This window comes from Algoriphagus pacificus (assembly GCF_017254845.1).
Lineage (GTDB): Bacteria > Bacteroidota > Bacteroidia > Cytophagales > Cyclobacteriaceae > Algoriphagus > Algoriphagus pacificus.
On sequence record NZ_JAFKCU010000003.1, the window covers coordinates 869,960 to 889,447 of the forward strand.

13 protein-coding genes are annotated in these 19,488 nt (G+C 38.4%); all 13 read right to left on the bottom strand.

Annotation, left to right across the window (positions count from 1 at the left end; translation table 11 throughout):
- Position 1: 1 nt before the first annotated feature.
- The 13 genes from J0A69_RS16185 to J0A69_RS16245 all read right to left on the bottom strand — a co-directional run bounded on the left by J0A69_RS16185 (position 2) and on the right by J0A69_RS16245 (position 19,331).
- A complete protein-coding gene (locus J0A69_RS16185) occupies positions 2-976 on the bottom strand; it encodes an ArdC family protein (RefSeq protein ID WP_206587635.1) in 975 nt (324 codons plus the stop codon).
- A gap of 323 nt (positions 977-1,299) precedes the next feature.
- Positions 1,300-3,207, bottom strand: a complete 1,908-nt coding sequence (locus J0A69_RS16190) for a mechanosensitive ion channel domain-containing protein (protein ID WP_206587636.1) — start codon at positions 3,205-3,207, stop codon at positions 1,300-1,302.
- 134 nt (positions 3,208-3,341) lie between these two features.
- A complete protein-coding gene (locus tag J0A69_RS16195; RefSeq protein WP_236032923.1) occupies positions 3,342-4,775 on the bottom strand; it encodes a DUF1254 domain-containing protein in 1,434 nt (477 codons plus the stop codon).
- 17 nt (positions 4,776-4,792) lie between these two features.
- A complete protein-coding gene (locus tag J0A69_RS16200; protein WP_206587637.1) occupies positions 4,793-7,153 on the bottom strand; it encodes an arylsulfatase in 2,361 nt (786 codons plus the stop codon).
- 20 nt (positions 7,154-7,173) lie between these two features.
- Entirely contained in the window at positions 7,174-8,610 is a 1,437-nt protein-coding gene (locus J0A69_RS16205) for a DUF1254 domain-containing protein (protein ID WP_206587638.1), read from the bottom strand.
- A gap of 9 nt (positions 8,611-8,619) precedes the next feature.
- On the bottom strand, positions 8,620-10,983 hold the full coding sequence (locus J0A69_RS16210) for an arylsulfatase (RefSeq protein ID WP_206587639.1): 2,364 nt from the start codon (positions 10,981-10,983) through the stop codon (positions 8,620-8,622).
- A gap of 484 nt (positions 10,984-11,467) precedes the next feature.
- Positions 11,468-11,668: a type IX secretion system membrane protein PorP/SprF gene (locus tag J0A69_RS22615; RefSeq protein WP_317194880.1), complete on the bottom strand. Its 201-nt coding sequence runs from the start codon at positions 11,666-11,668 to the stop codon at positions 11,468-11,470.
- 567 nt (positions 11,669-12,235) lie between these two features.
- On the bottom strand, positions 12,236-14,218 hold the full coding sequence (mobC, locus tag J0A69_RS16220; RefSeq protein ID WP_206587640.1) for a conjugal transfer protein MobC: 1,983 nt from the start codon (positions 14,216-14,218) through the stop codon (positions 12,236-12,238).
- Complete coding sequence (locus J0A69_RS16225) at positions 14,218-15,507, bottom strand: relaxase/mobilization nuclease domain-containing protein (RefSeq protein WP_206587641.1); 1,290 nt, start codon at positions 15,505-15,507, stop codon at positions 14,218-14,220. The genes mobC and J0A69_RS16225 overlap by 1 nt, the downstream gene beginning before the upstream one ends.
- Positions 15,489-15,905, bottom strand: coding sequence for a plasmid mobilization protein (locus J0A69_RS16230; protein ID WP_206587642.1), 417 nt, complete (start codon positions 15,903-15,905; stop codon positions 15,489-15,491). The genes J0A69_RS16225 and J0A69_RS16230 overlap by 19 nt, the downstream gene beginning before the upstream one ends.
- Entirely contained in the window at positions 15,887-16,102 is a 216-nt protein-coding gene (locus tag J0A69_RS16235) for a hypothetical protein (protein ID WP_206587643.1), read from the bottom strand. Before J0A69_RS16235 ends, J0A69_RS16230 begins: the two co-directional genes overlap by 19 nt.
- Positions 16,103-16,767: 665 nt before the next feature.
- A complete protein-coding gene (locus J0A69_RS16240) occupies positions 16,768-18,417 on the bottom strand; it encodes a thiol-activated cytolysin family protein (protein ID WP_206587644.1) in 1,650 nt (549 codons plus the stop codon).
- 89 nt (positions 18,418-18,506) lie between these two features.
- The gene (locus tag J0A69_RS16245) at positions 18,507-19,331 is read right to left on the bottom strand and encodes a helix-turn-helix domain-containing protein (RefSeq protein WP_206587645.1); all 825 of its coding nucleotides are present in this window, start codon (positions 19,329-19,331) and stop codon (positions 18,507-18,509) included.
- Positions 19,332-19,488: the final 157 nt, after the last annotated feature.

The window sequence follows — 19,488 nt, forward strand, 5'->3', positions numbered from 1 at the left end:
TTTAAAATGGAGAATCCATTAAAATGTACTCCACTGCTTTTTGGGCTTTATGTGCTGCATGTATTAGCAGCTGCTTGTGTTTCCTGAACTCAGCCATCCAGTTTTGAATATAGGCAACAGAATTATCCAATAAGTCCTCTGATAGTATTCCGGTTTGGTTGTTAAGGAAACCAGCCCCCATTTCTGCGATCAATTCTTCTTTCCTGTATTCTTTGGACCCAAACAGATGAGGCTCTCTTACTCCCTTTCTGTTTAACCTGGATTCATGCCCTGTCGAATGGATCAACTCATGAAACAAAACTCCATAATACCTTTCTATTTTAGCAAACAAATGCTTTTCCGGCATCGTGATTTCATCCAGATCTACTCGATAGTAAGCCTCATTCCCATGGTTTCGAAGTGTGGGTTTATGGAGCATGTTTTCTAGGATTTTTTCACATGGATCGATAGAAACTTCCCTTGACACAGCATCCGGTTTGAGAAAATCCCAATCAATTCCCTCAATTTGTTCAATTGGAAAAACCCGATATTCTTTAAGAAACCCGGACTTTTGAATTTGCTCTTTGGGATAAAATACAAGTTCTTTTTCTGAAATTCTCTTTCCGGTTTCCCGATCACTATAGCTAAAATTCCAAAAACAGATTGGACAGGATTTAGCCCCTTTTCTAACCTTTCCCCCCAATGAATTCACCTGATTAAAGGTTAAATAATAAGGATATTTGTGATCCATGCTAAGCAAGACCCAGAGATTGATTCCTTTATAAGGTCTCCTTGTCAGGTAGTTTGTAGGCATTCCCATTTCATTCCAGGGTTTTCTCCATGGGATAATCCCTTCTTCCATTTTTGCCAAGATCAGATCCGTGAACTTCCGATAAATATCAGACCCATTTCCCCGATCCATTTGTCGGTCTCTTTTCCTGTTTCCTACCCATCCTTTTCTCCTGGAAACTGGCAGATTTTTTACGTGCTTCTTCATTTTCATTTGTGTTTTAGTTTGACAGATACTTATGAAGCTGCACCAGCATGAGTCCGGCACTATTGCAAGAGGAAACGGAATAAATAAGCCGAGGCAAGAGCGCTGGCTTTATGCCGTAGTCTCTTGCCTCCTGTGACGGGATCATGCTTAATTGGCGGAAAAAGGAGTGTGAAAAAAAATTCTATTTTATTCTGATTTTTAAGACCAATTAAAGTCCACACTTGATCAATATGAAGTATTTAAGAAATATTTTAGCAAGTGTTTGAAACTACAATATAGAAGTCCATTCATTTCAACTAAACAAAAAAGACTTTCAAAAACTATCAATCTTGATTCGGCAAATCCCTGTGATATATAGTTCGGTGAGGAAAGGGTATTTCAATATTCAACTCATCAAAACGATTTTTAAGCCTCCGTAAAAACTCTCTTTTAACAAGCCATTGTTTCATAGGTTTTGTCTTTAGCAAAACTTTGATAATGATTGCAGAGTCAGCAAAAGAATCCACTCCCAACATTTCCGGCTCATCAGTAATCAGGTTTTTATATTCATTGTCATTCCTCATACCTTTTGCCACCTTCACGATCACATCCATGACATGGTCAATGTTTTCCTTGTAGGCAATTCCAATTTCAAGAGAAACCCTTGACCACTTGTGAGTCAGGTTACTTACTTTGGTAATCTCGCCATGGGGAATAAAATGAGCTACTCCCTCCAAATCACGTAAAACAGTAGTTCGCAAACTGATGTCCTCAACAACACCTGAAATGTTATCTATCTTGATCACATTTCCTACGCGATACTGATTTTCAGAAAGGATCATAAATCCAGAGAAAAAATCTTTAACCAAACTTTGCGCTCCAAATGCGATAGCCAGAGAAAAAACAGCTGCGCCGCCTAGGAGTACGGATACATTGATACCTAATTCTGATAAAACCGTAAGAAACCCTATAAAAATCACAGCTATCGAAAGTCCACTTCGAATTGCTCGACTTAATGTTTCAAACCGTTCTTCTCGATCCTCCTTTGTTTTATACCCACGAAAGGTCAATCCTCTAAGTATATGACCTATTATCCATTTACCACCTAACCAAATCATAAATAACATTAATAGAATTATTAGGATACGGGGCCCTGTATTTACAAGGAATGAGATTATTCTATGAGGGGCCAAAGGACTTCTTAGGTATTCCAACCATCTATTCTGAGTCAAAATTTTTCGAGTTGCATCAGCCACCTCATTAGTCATCGAGCTTTTTAAACTGTTCAAGTTTGATACCCTACTTTCTATTTGGGTTATTTGACCATCATCCTTTGCTATTAGGCTATCTACTTTACCAATAAACCCATAAGACTGGGCAATTCTATTAGCAATAACCGACTGTAGTCTAGGATTTGAATTGGATTTTTGAAGTTCTTTTAATTGGACTTCTAATTGTTTAATTGTCGATTTCCAATGTGCAAGTTGTTTTTGGGAGTTGAAAGAAAAAGATTCCATTAAATCAAGATCATCTTGGTTGATGGTTGATAGTTGTTCAAGTAACAACCACCTGATTTTAGCCACATCAAATTTGGCTTTTAATAGCTTCAACTCCCTTTCAGCCTCGACAATGCGCCAATTGTATTCATTATCAACTTCATTAATAGATATTTCTTTGTTAAAAAATGTGCTATCCGATTTTAAAGAATCCAAGTTTGAAATATTCTTTGAAATAAATTGGTTCGAGCCCCTCTCTAACAGATCCATTATAATCGAAGAATTCCCCTTCATGGACAATGCAAAAATCTCTTCTTCTTTTTCAATTTTACTTTTTACAATTTTTATCTGTTGATTTAGATTACGTCTCCGTTGCAACATAAATTCCAATCCTTCTTTTAACTTTTCCCATTCCTGGACTTGAAAAGCAAGGTCTACAGGAGGACTCTCCATCTTCTTAATGGAGTCTAAGTAATTGTCTATCTGATAAAATTGAACAGCCGTATTTTGAAAAATAGGTTCCTGCCTAGTACTATCAGATTTTAGGGAAATTAATCTAGATTTATCTTGAATTATTCGCTGGCTCAGTTCAACCAGAAATTCTATATCCGTTAATTTTTCACTACCAACTGATTCTTTTTCGATCTCATTTTGATTTTGAATTACCCTAGCTGCATTGGACAAAGCAGGTATAAACAGGAAAATTATAATGAATGATCCACAAAAATTCCTAAAGGCTTGATTAAATGGATCCATATAAAAAGATGGTTGTTTAGAAGAATTAATTCAACAAATGATAATCTTCGAACTTAATTTTTAGGCTTTCGGAAAATTTATATACCATTTCAATAATCTCGAAATTCTCTAATGGAATTGGTTTTACTTTTCTATTATTCAATGTTTTTACTTACACCTGGAGGTTCCCAAGATCCGTTCATTGCAACCTCTTCTGGCCCATAAATCCTCATCATTAAATAGAACGGTTCGTTTGGAGCAGGCAACCAATTTGATTTTTCATTGGCAGAATCAGGAGCTTCTTTTTGAATATAAATTGTAAGCCCTCCCTCTTTGTCAAAATAAAGTCCTTCTGTGGTGGAGTTGATTAAATAGCGGTCAATCTCATTTTCAACCATATAGCCACCGACTCCATCCGCTTGTTTATTGTAAAGCGTAAGAGACCAAAAATATTTGGCAGGTGGAATTTGATCTTTGTTAAAGTGTATTTTATAGTTAACCTTACTTCCGTCCAAAATATCTCCATCCATATCAACATGGGCAATCGGGTAAAATGCCTCTATTTTATCATTTCCATAGATCCCAACCATTACAGCTGCGGCTCTTAGAAGCCAATCCTGATTAAAAAATTCCCTTGGTCCAAAAGCATTCATCATACTCCAACCGTTTACTTTCCCAGCGATGTTTTCTGCTTTATTCTTAATGGCATTCTGAGCTTCTTTTATCCCTTCATGAATAGAATTTAATACCTCGGGAGAATAGTTAGTAGAATCGAATTTCCCTCCCGGTTCAATTCCAATTTTCCTAAACCTATTTAATGAAGCTGAATCTTCTTGGTGCAAAGGTTCAATCATCGTAAGATAAAAATTGACATATTTTACAAACCTGGCATCTGAAAACTCTTCAGGATTTAAAGGGATCCAATTTAGATCTGAGGAGGGTTTTGGCTCGAATCCTTGAAATACACTCAAAGGCTGAAGTTTATATTGCTTTTGAATAGCCAATACGTTGGATAAATCATCTTTCCCCTTAAGCTGAGTCCGTCCAATAATTGTAACAAACTGACTTTCGCTATGAAAAACCCCCGAAAACTTATCTTTTGGAATTTCTCCCTGGTAGCTAGGTCCAATAAATAAATAGTCCCCACCTTCTGTACCGGTTGTCCGTGTACCTATGTAAGCAAAATTGTGAGTGAAAAGATCCACACATTGGAAAACATAATATCTATCTTCTATGTCAGGAACAGAAAGCACCAAAGGCTCTGCCCTTAGATCAATTCCAAAAGCTGAATAAGGGGTGTCCCCATTCATAGACACTACGTCCTTTCTTGTGTGATCCGCAGGTATAGTATCATTCGAAATTTTATTTAGTGGCCCACGATATCCGGGGCTTTGAGGCATGGTGGTATAAAATTGAGCCTGATACCCCATCAAAAGAGGATAGGAAAAAATGTAGGCTTCTTTGGCAATTTCTTTTGCTTCCGTTGGATCGTCAGTTATTGTGGCTTTTTGAACTGGCTCACAAGAAAAAAGAAAACCGATAAGGCATCTTAAAGAGATGATCAAAAAACGGTTTATTTGCTTAGACATCGTCATCATTTTTGATTCTATTGTTTAGTATAATGGACGTTTACAGATTTAATCTGACCGTTAAAACTAAACGGTGCTTTGTCATAATAGACATCTGATATAGGTGAGCCGAGGTCTGTGCCGATATCCAAACATTCATTAAATGTGAAGGATAAATTTACCAAAGTGGGTACCACCCCAGATGAATAAGGCTTTCCGTTTACTTCGATTTCGACTTTACCTGTGTTTAAAAAAGCATAATCATCTCTTCTTTCTGTACCAAGCTCTATCACTATTTTATTATCTCCCGTAGGTAATTTTGTCTTTCCTTTAATTATCGTTCGTTGGATTTCCATCATATTGTACTCATAGTGTAGAATTCCATCGACTACATAGCAACTCAATCCACCTGAAAATCCACCAAGCGCCAGCAACACTCCATTTGCTTTTTGAGGTACATCAACATCAATTGTAATTCTATTTGGAATTGTCCCCAATTTGGGAGCCGCAATTTCTGGCAATCGGGTAAAATTGCCTGGATAATTAAATTCTGTTGCTGGATTTGATGCTAGGGAATCCGGATGAAGGGCAAGGTACAAACCACCTCCTATTGGTAGATTGTTGTTTTTGGCGGATTCCACCAAAAACTGTTCTTTCATTGCTCGAAGCTTTTCAGGATAACTTTGTGCCAAATCATTGGCTTGGGAAAAATCTTCTTCCAAGTTGTATAATTCCCAATTATCCTTATCGGGAGTCCATTCTGCAAGACCCGGCGTAATGGTCATCCACGGAACCCGGGGACCAAATGTGGCAGCAAACCAACCATCATGATAAATTCCTCGGCTACCCATAATGTCGAAAAATTGGGTATGTTTTTGACCTGGCGAATCTGCATCATTGAATGAATACGCCATACTTGTACCATCAAAAGGTATCTGTTGAAATCCATTCACCATCAAAGGATGTTGGATTTTCAGAACATCATAAATAGTCGGAACCACATCATTCACATGGTGGAATTGAGTTCTGATCTGATTGTCTGGTTTGATTTTTTCAGGCCAAGATACCACTAAGGGTTGTCGTGTCCCACCAAAATAAGCTCCCAAAAGCTTTGTTCCTTTAAAAGGGGTTGATCCTGCCCATGCCCAACCAGCATGGTACATGTTGTCTGTTTTTGGGGTACCTAATATCTCTAATCCACCTAATTCATTAGCCGTCCGAATATGATCCGCCACAGTAGAAGGGATTTGATTTTGCGTAAGCGCTTCACTTATTGATCCTTTTATGCCTTCAGAACTTGATCCATTATCTCCCCATATATAAAAAATAAGCGTATTTTCTCTTATCTCCAAGGATTCTAGTTCTTCGATGATCCGCCCAGCCTCATAGTCAGCCTGTTCTGTAAAACCTGCAAAAACCTCCATCAGTTTTCGTTGAAAAGGTTTCTCATTCTCAGGAATATCACTCCAGGCATCCAATCCTTCTGGGCGTGGAGTTAATTCGGTATTATCAGGAATCCAGCCTGTTTCTTTTTGTCTTTCGAAAACACGGTATCTGTAGGCATCCCATCCATCATCAAATTTACCCTTATATTTATCACTCCATTTCTTTGGTACCTGATGCGGTCCATGGGATGCTCCGGGAGCCCAATATATAAGAAATGGCTTTTCGGGATAGATTGCTTGATGAGTCCTGATCCATTCTATGGCGTTGTCTGCTAAATCTTCAGAAAGAGAATACCCTTCCTCTGGAGATTTGGGAGGATGTACATAGGTGGTATTTTTGATGAGGGTAGGTTCATATTGAGATGTTTCACCTGCCAGGAAACCATAGAAATATTCAAACCCATATCCCACCGGCCAGTAATCAAAAGGACCTGCTTGGGTAGTTTGCCCTCCAGGAGTATTATGCCATTTGCCAAATGCAGCAGTACTATATCCATAATTTTTCAAAACCTCGGCCACTGTAGCTGAAGTTTTGGGAATAAGACCACTGAATCCATCCCAGTCATTGGCAAGCTCAGTTATTTGACCATTTCCAATCCGAGTATGGTTGCGTCCCGTCAATAAAGCAGCACGAGTTGGAGAACACATTGCCGTAGAGTGGAATCTGTTATATGAAATACCTTCCTGGGACAATTTGGTAAATGTAGGTGTATGAACTTCACCTCCGTAGGTATCGGGAAGTCCAGGCCCCGTATCATCCAAAAGAATGATCAAAATATTTGGTGCATTCTCAGGAAGGTGAGAAATATTATTCCTGTTTCTATATATAGATTCATCAATGGTTCGACCTGCGATACTTGCAGTAGGTGTGGGCTTAAAAGGTAAAATCTCCTGGGCTATGGTTACTCCAAAACCAAAAACAAGAAAAAGGATAAGCACCAATGTTGTTTTCATAAAGACAGAATTTTAGATTTTCATTCTTCGGTTTTTATCATACCAGGGATTTTCCATTCTCCTCTGAGAATTTCATCTTTCGGGCCATATAGTCTCATGACACAATAGAAGGGTCCGTCCGGAGCGGGTAGCCAGTTGGATTCCAATTCGGCTCCCGGGGATTCATTTTGTACATAAAAAACCAAAGATCCATTCTCCTCTCTTTTGAAATCATCCAAAGAGGTGGAATTTACGAGGTATTTATCCAAGGGATTATCGACCAAGAGTTGAGATTTGCCATCATACATGGTGATCGACCAAAACGCATTTACCGGAGGTAATTCACCTTCATCAAAAGTAATAGTGTAGTTGTTTTGGGATGCATCCAAGGGCGCACCTTGATTGTCGGTCAGGTACATGGGGTAAGACGCTTCGGTGGCTGAATTCCCGTACAAACCAAGATAGGCTCCCACAGCCCGGATCAGATAAAAATTATCATATCCATAATTCTGCTGGGCACTCTGATTTAAAAATTCCCTTGTACCAAATATTTTGGTGCTTCCCAAAGCGTCAGAAGATCTTTCCTGGATGAATGCTTCCATCTCTGAAAAGCCATCTTTGACACCAGCCTGAATTGCTTCCTGAATTTTTGAGTCAAATCCTGATAAGTCGAATCCTTCTTTTGTACCAATTCCTATGCGATTAAACTTTTGGTATAATAATTCTTCTCCCTCCGGTACTTGAACAAAATCCAAAACAAAATCCAGATAGGTAAATGCCGCTGCAGTAAACTGATCTCCTTCATTCCACTTTGGGAAGTTTGCATCGAGATCTCTGGCAATCGGGGTTTTCCCCAAATACTCACTAAGGGTTTCCACCCGGTATTGGCTTTGCAATGCTGCTACTTTATTCAAATCCTCCTGACCAAAAAGTTGGGTACGGACAATGGTGAAAAACAAGTCTGTCTCAGATCGAATGACCTTATTGATTCCTTCTGGAACCTTCCCTTCCCAATCTTCTAAAGCGATCAAATAGCTTCCGGGTTCGGTGCCTGTAGTTAAGGAACCGATGTAGGCGAAGTTATGGGTAAATAGGTCAATCAATTGAAAACTGTAATATCGGTCTTCACCAACCTGGGGAACTGAAAATACAATGGGTTCCTTTCGGATATCACTCCAAAACATACAATAGGGGGTGTCAGAATTTGGGGTGACGATAGCTTTATCTTCAGGAGAAAATAATCGGGCCTCACAGGATTTTTCATTAAGGTCCCCTTTGTAATCCCCGGAATTTTTATCAATTACATTTGCGTAAAGCGTTTTGTAATTGACGACCAAAGGAAAACCATAGATAAAGGCTTCTTTGGAAATTTGCCGGGCTTCCTCGGGACTCAATTCATTTTCATTGGAACAGCCTATGAAAAGGATTGGAATGACTAAAAGTATCCCTACAGAGTATTTATTCATTTTGGATGTCATAGGCTATATTTATTGATCGACCAAATACTGGGATTTGAAACTGTGAATTTGTCCAGTGTATTTAAATGGAGCTTTGGAATAATAAGCTTCTGATACGGGAGAGCCTAAATCGGCTCCTAAATCAAAGCATTCATTCACTGAGAAGCCTGCCGTGATAATCGTGGGAATTGAGCCTTTGATCATTTCTTCACCATTAACAGTAATGGTAATGTTTGCCGCCTGTAAGAATGCCTTGCTGGCATGAGCTTTTGGCTCAAAGACTAACTCGATGTTCACATCTCCATCAGGAAGCTTTGTGCTGCTCTTAAGCTTAGTACGCTCTATCTCAAAGAGATTATATTCATAATTCAAAATTCCTTCTTCTACGTAAAGAGTAAGGCCTCCTGCATACCCAGCTAAGGCAAAAATTACCCCACTCGAATTACTTGGATTGGTTAATTCTATGGTGGTTTTGTTTCTTACCAGACCTAGTCTCGGGGCATTGGATTCGGGTACTCGAACTGTATTGTTGGGATAGATAAAAGTTGATCTTGGATTTACTTTAAGTTCCTCTGGATGTAGCAATACATATAGTCCTCCTCCAATCGGTAAATTTTTGTTTCGTCGAGACTCTTCCAAGAATAATTGCTTTAACTCTTCCAGTTTTTCAGGATACTCATTGGCCAAATCAATAGCTTGGCTAAAATCATTTTCCAGATTGTGTAATTCCCAGACATCATTTTTAGGGTTCCAGGATTCCAATCCAGGTGTTCGTGTCATCCAAGGTACTCTGGGGCCGAAGGTGGATGCCATCCAACCTTCATGATAGATGGCTCTGCTGCCCATTACATCAAAGAATTGGGTTTTCTTTTTACCTTCTGCATTTGCTTGATCAAATGTATAGGCCATACTGATTCCATCCATTACATCCTGCTCAAACCCGTTGACGACCTTGGGCAAGGGTATATTCAAAACTTCATAAATGGTTGGAGTAATGTCATTGACATGGTGAAACTGTGAGCGCACTATTCCATCGGCTTTAATTTTATCAGGCCATGAGACCACCATGGGTTGTCTGGTTCCTCCAAAGTGTGCGGCAACCAACTTTGTAGATCGAAATGGTGTAGCTCCTGCCCAAGCCCATCCTGCATGATACATATTGTCGGTTTTTGGCCCTCCCAACGCATCTAAGCCACCCAACTCTTGGTTCATTACCCGGATATGATCTGAAATCTCGGTCGGAATTTGATTTTGTGCTAGTAACTCGCTGATGGTGCCGTTTTGGCCTTCAGAACTACTTCCATTATCTCCCCAGATATAAAAAATCAACGTATTATCATCTATGCCTAATTCCTCAACAGCGTCCACAATACGGCCTACATTATAATCGGCATGCTCGGTAAATCCTGCAAATACTTCCATCAATCTTCGCTGAAAATCCTTTTCATCTTCAGGGATCTCATCCCAAGCTGCCATTGTTTCAGGTCGTTCTGTAAGAATGGTGTTTTCGGGGATCCAGCCTAGCTCCTTTTGCCTTTCAAAGACACGTTTTCTATAGGCATCCCATCCATCATCAAATTTTCCTTTGTATTTATCTGCCCATTTGTTGTTTACGTGATGTGGCCCATGAACTGCTCCAGGTGCCCAATACATAAAAAAGGGTTGGTTAGGTTTCAAGGCCTGATGGTTTTCAATCCATTTGATTGCGTCATCAGCCAAGTCATCTGTTAAATGATAACCTTCTTCAACAGTTTTTGGAGGATGGTCAACATACGCATTATTTCTGACCAAAGTGGGCTCATATTGGGAGGTTTCTCCTCCCAGAAAACCATAAAAATATTCAAAGCCATAACCAGTGGGCCATTCATCAAAAGGTCCTGCTTTGGAAGTTGAACCTGGATTGGTATTATGCCATTTTCCAAAAGCAGAGGTACTATACCCATAATTTTTTAAGACCTCCGCTACTGTTGCAGATGTTTTTGGGATTACACCACTAAAACCATCCCAGTCATTAGCCCATTCTGTTATCTGACCATTTCCAACTCTAGTATGGTTTCTACCGGTCAAAAGTGAGGCTCTTGTAGGAGAACACATTGCAGTGGAATGGAATCTGTTATAGGATATTCCTTGATTCGCCAATTTTGTCAAAGTTGGCGTGTGAACCTCTCCACCATAGGTATCCGGCAGCGCTGGTCCGGAGTCATCAATCAAGATTACAATAATATTTGGGGCATCTCCTGGCAGGTAGCTGGGTTGCTGCCGATGTTGATGGGTTGATTCTTCCATTGTTTCCCCAGCGATGCTTGAGGAAGGAACAATAGGAAATGGTAGTATATCCTGAGCGAATGATGTAAATGGATAAAAAAAGCCAAGTAGAATTAAAAATCTATTCATAAAAAACTCCTGATTTAAGTTGTAATTAAACATTAATTAACTTTCAGAATTATGGCTTAAAGTAAAAACCAATAAATTATGATTCATATAATTATAATTATTCTTTGTAAAATCTACAATTTTTAGTTTAAGTATTTTCAGGAAAATGCCTTTTAGATAAAAAATCGCAAGTCAATTCCTTATTATTTTCCGATTACAGAAAGAATTGTTAGAACTATAAAAAGAGTAAATCTCTAATATTTAATTAGCAGAATACAAAACCAATAATCCTTAATTCTACTTTAAAGGCTCTAGAATTCTGAAAAAAATTAGTAGCAGGTACATAAAAAGTAATCTATTCACCTATTGCAAAAACTAGAAAAGGTAATTTTATGAAAAATTGATCAAGAAGATGACAATCTTTATGATCCGAGCAAGCCATTTGAGGTAATAAAAAAATAAGCCCAAATCTCTTTGGGCTAATGAATAAATTTCTCTTGTCTAATTACCAAATCAGAACTTCATTATCGGATCTGCGCGCATTTTCTCGGTACAGATTAAAGACAGCAGTAAACTCATGCGTGTTTCCAGGAAGGTTATATCCTCCACCAGTGGAAAACTCATACAAATAACCTATTCTCAGCCTTTTTGTCAAAACACCCAATTGGGCATTGGTCGCATAATTGATCCTGTTTCCTGCACCTATTCATACCCGGTCCATCAGCAATGCCTTGAGATTAAATTCCAGATTGTCCTTCAGGTCCTTTTGGCTTCTGTATAAAGTATTAAAGAGCGCTGGTTTTATGCCGTAGTCTCTTGCCTCGTGTGACGGGATCATGCTTAATTGGCGGAAAAAGGATTGAAAGTAAATTCCATACTTACCTTTTACCTATTGATTTTATAAATGGAAAAAACTTTGAGTGAGGGTTTAGGAGACAAACTCTTTACAATAATCATCCGGTTTAAATAAATAAGCTTAGAACAAATGCTGGAAATTATAGCTGATAGGACTTCAAAGAATCCAAAATGAAAAATCAATTCTTTATAAATATTTTCAAATGCTTATTTGACTCTCTTATAAGAGAAAACAAACCTATTTCAATTAGAAGTAACATATCATATAAATAGCTATATTTCATTAATAATCAATTAATTATAAAAAATATAATTCAGGTAAAATCTAGTATTTCAACTGAACAAACCTTAAATATGAGTTGAAAATAGTAAGAGATAAATTATACAAATTTCAATAAGAAGACTTCCTCTATCAATCTTAGCTAGACCGAATGATCATTCCCGCCAAAGCAGGAGTATCCAACATTCTTTCCAATTCCGAATCAACCAAAACAGCAATCTCCTCTTTTATCCTTCTGTAATTTTCCAAGACTTCGTCTTCTTGAAGCTTTCTGACCCTAGGAATATCCTGAAAGCTTTTTACATCAGCTGCCAGTTTTTCATGATCATTGATGATTTCACAATGAAATGCTTTTAGCTCAATCTTTTCTTTAGGATCATCTGCTACCATGCCTACAAATTGCCCAGAAGAAAGCTGGGCAATGGTTGCAGGTGGAACCGCTAGCTCCAACTGTTTAGAATGACTGAAAGAAGTATCTCCTGAGTTGATGGACATGCTCTGCCTCTTTTGCATGATTTTACCGATTCGATCAGAAAGTTGCTTTGCTGTATCTCCTAAAACCTGACCTGACACTATATTTCCAACTGTGTTCATGATTACTTCTGCCTGTTCCCTGCCATAATCCTTTTTCAATTGGCTGTAGTCCTGGACTCCTAACGTTGTGGCTACTTTATTTGATCTGGAAGTGGCAATCAGGCTATCAATCCCATTGAAATAAATGGTTGGGAATTCATCAAAAACCAGACTCGATTTGAGTTGGTTCTTTCTGTTGACCAATTTGGTGATTCTGGAAATATAGAGGGAAAGTACCGCTCCGTATACTTGCTGCTTTTGAGGGTTATTCCCCATACAGATGACTTTTGGGGCTTTCGGGTTATTGAGATCCAGGGTAAACTCAGAATGAGAAAGTACATAGTATAATTGCGGGGAAGATAACCTGGCCATCGTGATTTTTGCGCTGGCAATCTGACCTTCCAATTGTTCGGCTGCACCATGCAGGTAAGCTGATACAAAGGGATTGATCAATACCTCAATTTCAGGCTCCAATCGAAGAACTGAGAACAACTTGTCGTAATCCATCTGCATCATTTCAATGACATGAGGCAGGCTGCAATATTTTCCTTTTCGGTATTTCTTTAAAAACCAGATCACTGCTGTCACAAAATTAATGGGGGATTCCACAAAAAAATCTCCTTGCTTTCTGATCCATTCTCTGTTTAAACCCAGCATAATAGTCCTACTGGATTCAGAAGCATCTGTGATATCAAACATGGTAGATGGTTCCAAGGGGTTGCACCGGTGGCTACGTTCCAGGTCATCAAAATTAATGGTAAAGAATTCAGGCTTCACAGGGTACTTTGCTCCATGCTTCAACAGGGAATTATAAGCAATTCGGGACAAGTCATCGTATTTGAAATCATAGATAAACATCGAGAAGCCTTTGCTGATGTGTTGGGTGATGATATGCCTGATCACAAAATAGCTTTTTCCGGAACCCGGAGTTCCTGTCACTAAAATCGCACGAAAAGGATTGATGATATTTAGCCATCCCGGCTTTATTTTCTTATCCAAGCGATAGCGTGTTGGCAGATTGATGGAAAACTCATTTTCAATCAAGCGATCTTCCTGAGGAAATGTCTCATTGAGGTAGTTAAAAATACCCTTATCCCATCCTCCCCATAGATATCGGGAAAGTCTCCCTCCTGCAATAAGTATTAGAAACCATCCTAAAAAAAGCAGGATCAAATAAGATGGAACAAGCAGATGTATAGGCATCATGCGAACACTAATCCATTCGGCATAAAAATATAACAAGAGACCAGCTATCCCCTGCAGTCCAATCCAGCTCAATTTCAGATGAATTGATTTCTTACCCTTTGCCCCCAATAAGGAAATGAGCAACAAGCCCAATGAAAATAAGAGAGTCTTGCTTTTACTATCAAACAGCCCTGTTCTAACCAATAACTCTATGAATTTATCAACCCATTCATGAGTCCAAGCTAATTGTGCAAAAAAATCATACCCTACTAAATAACCATGAATTGCCAGTGTTAATACAGAGGCTAATCTGGTAAAGTCCAGAATCTTTTTAAGGCCTTCTAAATTCTCTCCTGTGCCCATTACCCCTTAGTTTCACTGCTCCCACTATCTTTTCTTTTCCTTCGTTTCTTTTTCGGATAAACAGGTCCTTGATAAGGGGAATCAGAAATATCCCCCACATCGATAATCAAAGAATCTTGCAACAGCTCAGGTATTGGTGAAACTGAATCCAAAGCGGGGTGCTCCACCCTAACTGGTCTCTCCTTCTGATCAACTGAAGAAATGGTATCCTTCTTAGTAGCTAGGGATCCTCCTGCCAATCCAAACCTAGCTACCAAGGCATTTGCCGCAAATACCTTCCCCAACTCAGAACCTTTGAAAACACAACCCGATTGATGATCGATATAAGTCACCCCATACAATCTACCACTAGCGTTATAAACCAAATGAATTGCAATCCTTTGTCGAAGCAGGTCTTTTATAAACTTCTCCAAAGCTTTGGGATCGGATGCTTTCTGATTTCCCAGAACTCCTTCTACGATTGCTGAAACCGCTTCCTTATTCAGTTTCTTTCGAGTCAAAGCCCGATTAAATCGTTTTTCCAAACGATCCAAGGTAGGTTTAGAATAAAAAGAACTGGCTTTAATTGGCACTCCTCTTCTTTTGCGTTTGTCATCCAAAAAATGAAATACAAGTCCTCTGTTTTGGTAACGCAGCGATTCCTTTTCACCTCTAGATGCAGTGACGTGAAACAAAGCCAAAACAGCATTGAAATCTGTGAAAGAGGAAAAATAGTAATTGGCCAAGACATGATTGATCACGGAATTCAAGTATGCTTTTGTAGGGACTTCTCCATACTTAGGATCTATAAGAGATTTTAAGTCTGCCCCTGTGTAATGCTGTCCCTCTGCCCTGATCAATCCATATTTTACTTCCAGGAATTTTCTCGCTTCTTCAGATTTGGTTTTCCCCAAATTATGGGTTTCGATTCTCTTGCCATTGCGATCAATATTAGTCGTGACGATATGCACATGCGGATGGGCTGCATCGAGATGTTGATATATCAGGTAGGGTTGTGTTCCAAATCCAATCCCCTCCATGTAATCCCGAGTTATCTCCACCATCCTTGCTGAAGACAACTTATCTCCTGGAGCGAAATTCAAAGAAAGGTGCAAGGTATTCGTGTGAGTCCTGCTGTTTCTCTGCTGTAGAGACTTGAACCTTTTGTATAGTTGTCCTTCGGTCATTCCACTCACTTCACCCAAGAACCCTTCCCCATGAATCAGATTTGCAAGCCCCTGCTCCCTTTTCAACTCATTGTATCGTAATACCCCCCTGACATTCTTCCCTGTCATAATTCTGACAACCATTTAGATTGGATTTTCGCCAAATTAGTTTCAAGCATTTTCATCTGATTCTTCACTGATTTCAATTGTTGGCTTAGCTTTTTACCCATCAAAATCTGATGCATGGCATTTTTGGAGCCATTAAAATTCTTGGTTACCTGATTGATATTGATCCCGATACGGTTGATTTCCTGATGTATAAGCACCAGTTCCTCCATCCAATCATCAAAAGAATGATCCTGATAACGGATCAATAACTTTTTGTTTTCCAAAATCTCGCGAACCAAGGAACTCATGGAATGATTATCAGAACTAGTCAAAAGCTCACAGAGTTGCTTGAAAGTCTTGGAAGAAACACGGGCTTCCACCCGATGGGGAAAGCCCTTGGATTGATTTCCTTTGCTCAATTGTCCAGATTCCATAGCCAATCAGAGGCCGCTGCTTTCCAATCCGTCACATCATTCCCTCGTTCATTTCTCCAATCCATACTCTGGTAGTAGAAGTAAAAAACTTCTCCCTCTTCCACTGGATACCCTTTTTCACAAAAGAAATCCTTCACTTCTTCCATGCTGGGTCCAAGATGCCGATGCACCTGAAAATCAATTTGTGCCTGTAACATATCTCCCTGGTCTTGATGAGCAAACAAGGTGAAAAACAAGAGGATTTTTATTTCACATCCTTTTGATGACTTGGTAAAAATTGACCAGAAACCAAAAACCAAATCCAACTCCTCAAAAAAATGGACCTAAAATCAAAAGTAAAAGTACGCAGGTCTCCAGATCCAACTTAAAAAACTATAAAACAGCGACTCCGGAGCAAGTTCGCAAGGTATTGTTGTAGACAATACTACATCTTGCTTACTGCACCACAGCGCAGTACTTTCCCCTTCAGGTCTAAAGCCAATAATTGGAACTATCCCAAGGCTTTCAAATAATCCTAATGTAAGCAGAAGTCTTAATCATTGAAAGCTGCCTTCTACCAATCCAATATTGGTTTTCAATTTTCAAAACCCCATCGCTCTTAATTGTAGTAATTATAACAGGACTATTTCAACTCAAAGAAAGTCCTGAGTTCAAAAATCTTTTTAACTATTTCCAGTTCTGAATTAAAAGGAATACACATTCACTAAAAAAAAATGATTTAAAAAAAAGATCCCAAAACCATTGTTCCGGGATCCATTTTTAAAAATATCAAGACAGATTCAATATGACCAAACCATTCCTATTCTTTAAAAACCAATTGCAGATAGGTTGCTCGGGAATATAATCCTTCTTCAAACAAGTTCTAATCATATTTAGGAACAACCTTGAATATGAATTCTATTTCTGATTCATCATGCCTACAAGTCGCAGAATAGGTTCGATTGGGATCCACTTCATTTGGCTTTAATGAAAAAGTATCGTCATCAAAATCATCATTTGGACCAACATCATATTCAAGAATATCAACCCGAAATGCAATTTTATTGATCGGGTTACTTTCTTTCATAGGGAATGAGATGGATTTGTTCACGGAAACGTATCTATTTTCTTTTAAAACAAGCGGAGCGTTTTCTGATCCTTTTATAAAAGTCCAAAATGGGTTACGTATTTTTGGCTCAACTTGATTCATCAAATTAATGTGATGGATTACGTTGGAATTAATTCTGTCTTCATCCATAATATCCTTTCCTTTTTTATCCAAGGCACGGATTCTAACAAACGCTTTTACTTGTTCATTGTCTCCCCCATCATCGTTTACCCTACAACTGATGCTGTCCCAAATCACCTGATACTTAGTTGGCACCGGATGGCATTGCCTACTTTTGTAATCCACAAAAAGATGAGTTCCAACCATCTGATTGTCAATTGTACTTAAAGAATATGAAATAGGTACTTCATCATTTTTCGTATTAAAATATTCCTTAATTGAATCTCGGATACTTTTCGTTTCTGTCCCTAACAAAACAGGAGCAATCAAAGGCGTGCCCCCAATGGAAACAATCTGCATGGAAACCTTTTGATCCTTTACCTTTTCCTTTATCCGCTCATTCAACTCTATTCCTACCGCCAAATAATCAGCGTATTGCTTTAGATCAATATCCATCCCCTGGTATGATTCATCACTTTCAAAAACAAAAAACAGCATCCTACCATATCCTACTGAATCAACATAAACCCAATTCGGGTTTACCAAAGCATTTGGTACAGCTCCATCTTTATCTGGATCATCCTCTTTTAAAAAGAAAAAATCATCAGGCTCATGCAGATCATTATTAACACTCATTCGATAATATTCCTGCTTTACTTCCAAGTAAAACTTATGGGTTTTTCGATTTGAATCAAAAGAGATTTTATGACTGCCTCCAAAACCAAGGTAATGTCCGCTCCCACTAAAATTTGTCAATAGAGATGAAAAAGAATCAAACTGACTGATTTTGCCAATTGTTAAGGCTATGTCGGGAAAATCTTTACTTCGAATCAATCTGTTGACTGCATCCCTGACATTCAGTTTTGTGGGATTCTCAACAATCGCTGTTGCTGTTTTAAAATGATGGCTATCAACCATGATTCCAATTGGTTTTCTTGCATAGGGCAAGGTATTCGCATTTCCAGCTACCAGGTCCTTTATATCATATACCCCTCCCAAAAATATTTTGGAAATAGCATAGTTATTTTCGACTAACTGATCAGAGCTGGCTGTTCCGGACATATGATTGATACTACATTGCCAACCGCTTAATTTTTCAGTTTCTTGAGATCCAGGAACAACATTGTATGATGGATCTAAATTCCTTTCATAAGTCATAATTGCCTTATCAGTGGGACTAAAAATAACCTCTTTCGAAAAAAGACGATTAGACGGGAGTACTTTAAAATTAAACTTTGGTTTAACTTTCTTAAACTCCATACGGGAAGAAGGTTCCACTTTTTTAAAAATCATTTTTTTTGCCATTGTACTTTTATTTGATTTCCATAAAAGTACCAGTCGTTAAATATTAAAAAGGGTATAAAAACGACATTCAAAAAAATCTTTTAAAAAGCCTAATACCTCAATTGTCCATGAATTAAAACAGAATTTTGAGAGACAACCTCTTTTAGTTTAGCCAATTGTTTTCCTGTAAAAACTTTAAATTCCTTTTTTAAATGTCTCTGGTCATAATAATTACTCTTATATGCCAGATCTGTCCAATTCTCGTATTCTTTTCTTTCTACACTACTGTAGGCTTTAGAAAACCGAATTATTTTTTCATAAAGTTTAGGTCTCATTCCCAACCTCAGAAGACTCAATCTCTCAAATTGCCTCAAACTCAGGTTACAAACTTTTGCTATTTCACAAATCCTTTTTGGGTTTGGATCCTTCCAGAGAGAATGCATTTGAGCATCCAGCTGATGTACTTTTAAGGATTTTGGCATGAGCTTAATCAAAAACTGAACGATTGCCTCTAAAATAATTTCCGGCTCACTAGTCAAGGCTAACTCCTTATTTAACCCAAGAATATCGTCTCCAAAAATTTCCGCCGCATCAAAACTTTGATCGACCATCAAAACCTGTGATATTGAGGTCAACCGATATAAAGCACCAGGTAAAAGACCAACTCTAACATGGGAATACGGGTTTTCTGAAAAAATAACGACTGGTGAAGTCTGGGGACCGACAACAACTGTTTGAGGCTGCGTTTCAGACTTATAAAAACCCTTTTTCAAGACACTCATATTTCCATTTAAATGAAAACAAAATCCCGTTTGCGGAGTGGGCGGATGATAATAGATAAACTTCTTTTTATCTGGTAACTCCTCATGCATATACATGATGCAACTTACAAGATCCTTTAATTCTTCGGGAATAGCTTTTTCAATGCACTTCATCTCAGACACCTATTAAAAAATAAACCATTTAATCTAATGATTAACAGATGATTAAACAAGCCAATTAGATGAAAAATGAGCCAATCTAATTTTTGCTAGTTTTTTTCAAGCAGTTCAGATTTATTCTTTTCCCTGAACCCAGGTGTGTTATTAGAAT

Bases quoted from the DNA above. Each gene is read 5' to 3' on its own strand.
- J0A69_RS16185 (WP_206587635.1), bottom strand. From the start codon at position 976: ATGAAGAAGCACGTAAAAAATCTGCCAGTTTCCAGGAGAAAAGGATGG.
- J0A69_RS16190 (WP_206587636.1), bottom strand. From the start codon at position 3,207: ATGGATCCATTTAATCAAGCCTTTAGGAATTTTTGTGGATCATTCATT.
- J0A69_RS16195 (WP_236032923.1), bottom strand. From the start codon at position 4,775: ATGTCTAAGCAAATAAACCGTTTTTTGATCATCTCTTTAAGATGCCTT.
- J0A69_RS16200 (WP_206587637.1), bottom strand. From the start codon at position 7,153: ATGAAAACAACATTGGTGCTTATCCTTTTTCTTGTTTTTGGTTTTGGA.
- J0A69_RS16205 (WP_206587638.1), bottom strand. From the start codon at position 8,610: ATGACATCCAAAATGAATAAATACTCTGTAGGGATACTTTTAGTCATT.
- J0A69_RS16210 (WP_206587639.1), bottom strand. From the start codon at position 10,983: ATGAATAGATTTTTAATTCTACTTGGCTTTTTTTATCCATTTACATCA.
- mobC (WP_206587640.1), bottom strand. From the start codon at position 14,218: ATGGGCACAGGAGAGAATTTAGAAGGCCTTAAAAAGATTCTGGACTTT.
- J0A69_RS16225 (WP_206587641.1), bottom strand. From the start codon at position 15,507: ATGGTTGTCAGAATTATGACAGGGAAGAATGTCAGGGGGGTATTACGA.
- J0A69_RS16230 (WP_206587642.1), bottom strand. From the start codon at position 15,905: ATGGAATCTGGACAATTGAGCAAAGGAAATCAATCCAAGGGCTTTCCC.
- J0A69_RS16235 (WP_206587643.1), bottom strand. From the start codon at position 16,102: ATGTTACAGGCACAAATTGATTTTCAGGTGCATCGGCATCTTGGACCC.
- J0A69_RS16240 (WP_206587644.1), bottom strand. From the start codon at position 18,417: ATGGCAAAAAAAATGATTTTTAAAAAAGTGGAACCTTCTTCCCGTATG.
- J0A69_RS16245 (WP_206587645.1), bottom strand. From the start codon at position 19,331: ATGAAGTGCATTGAAAAAGCTATTCCCGAAGAATTAAAGGATCTTGTA.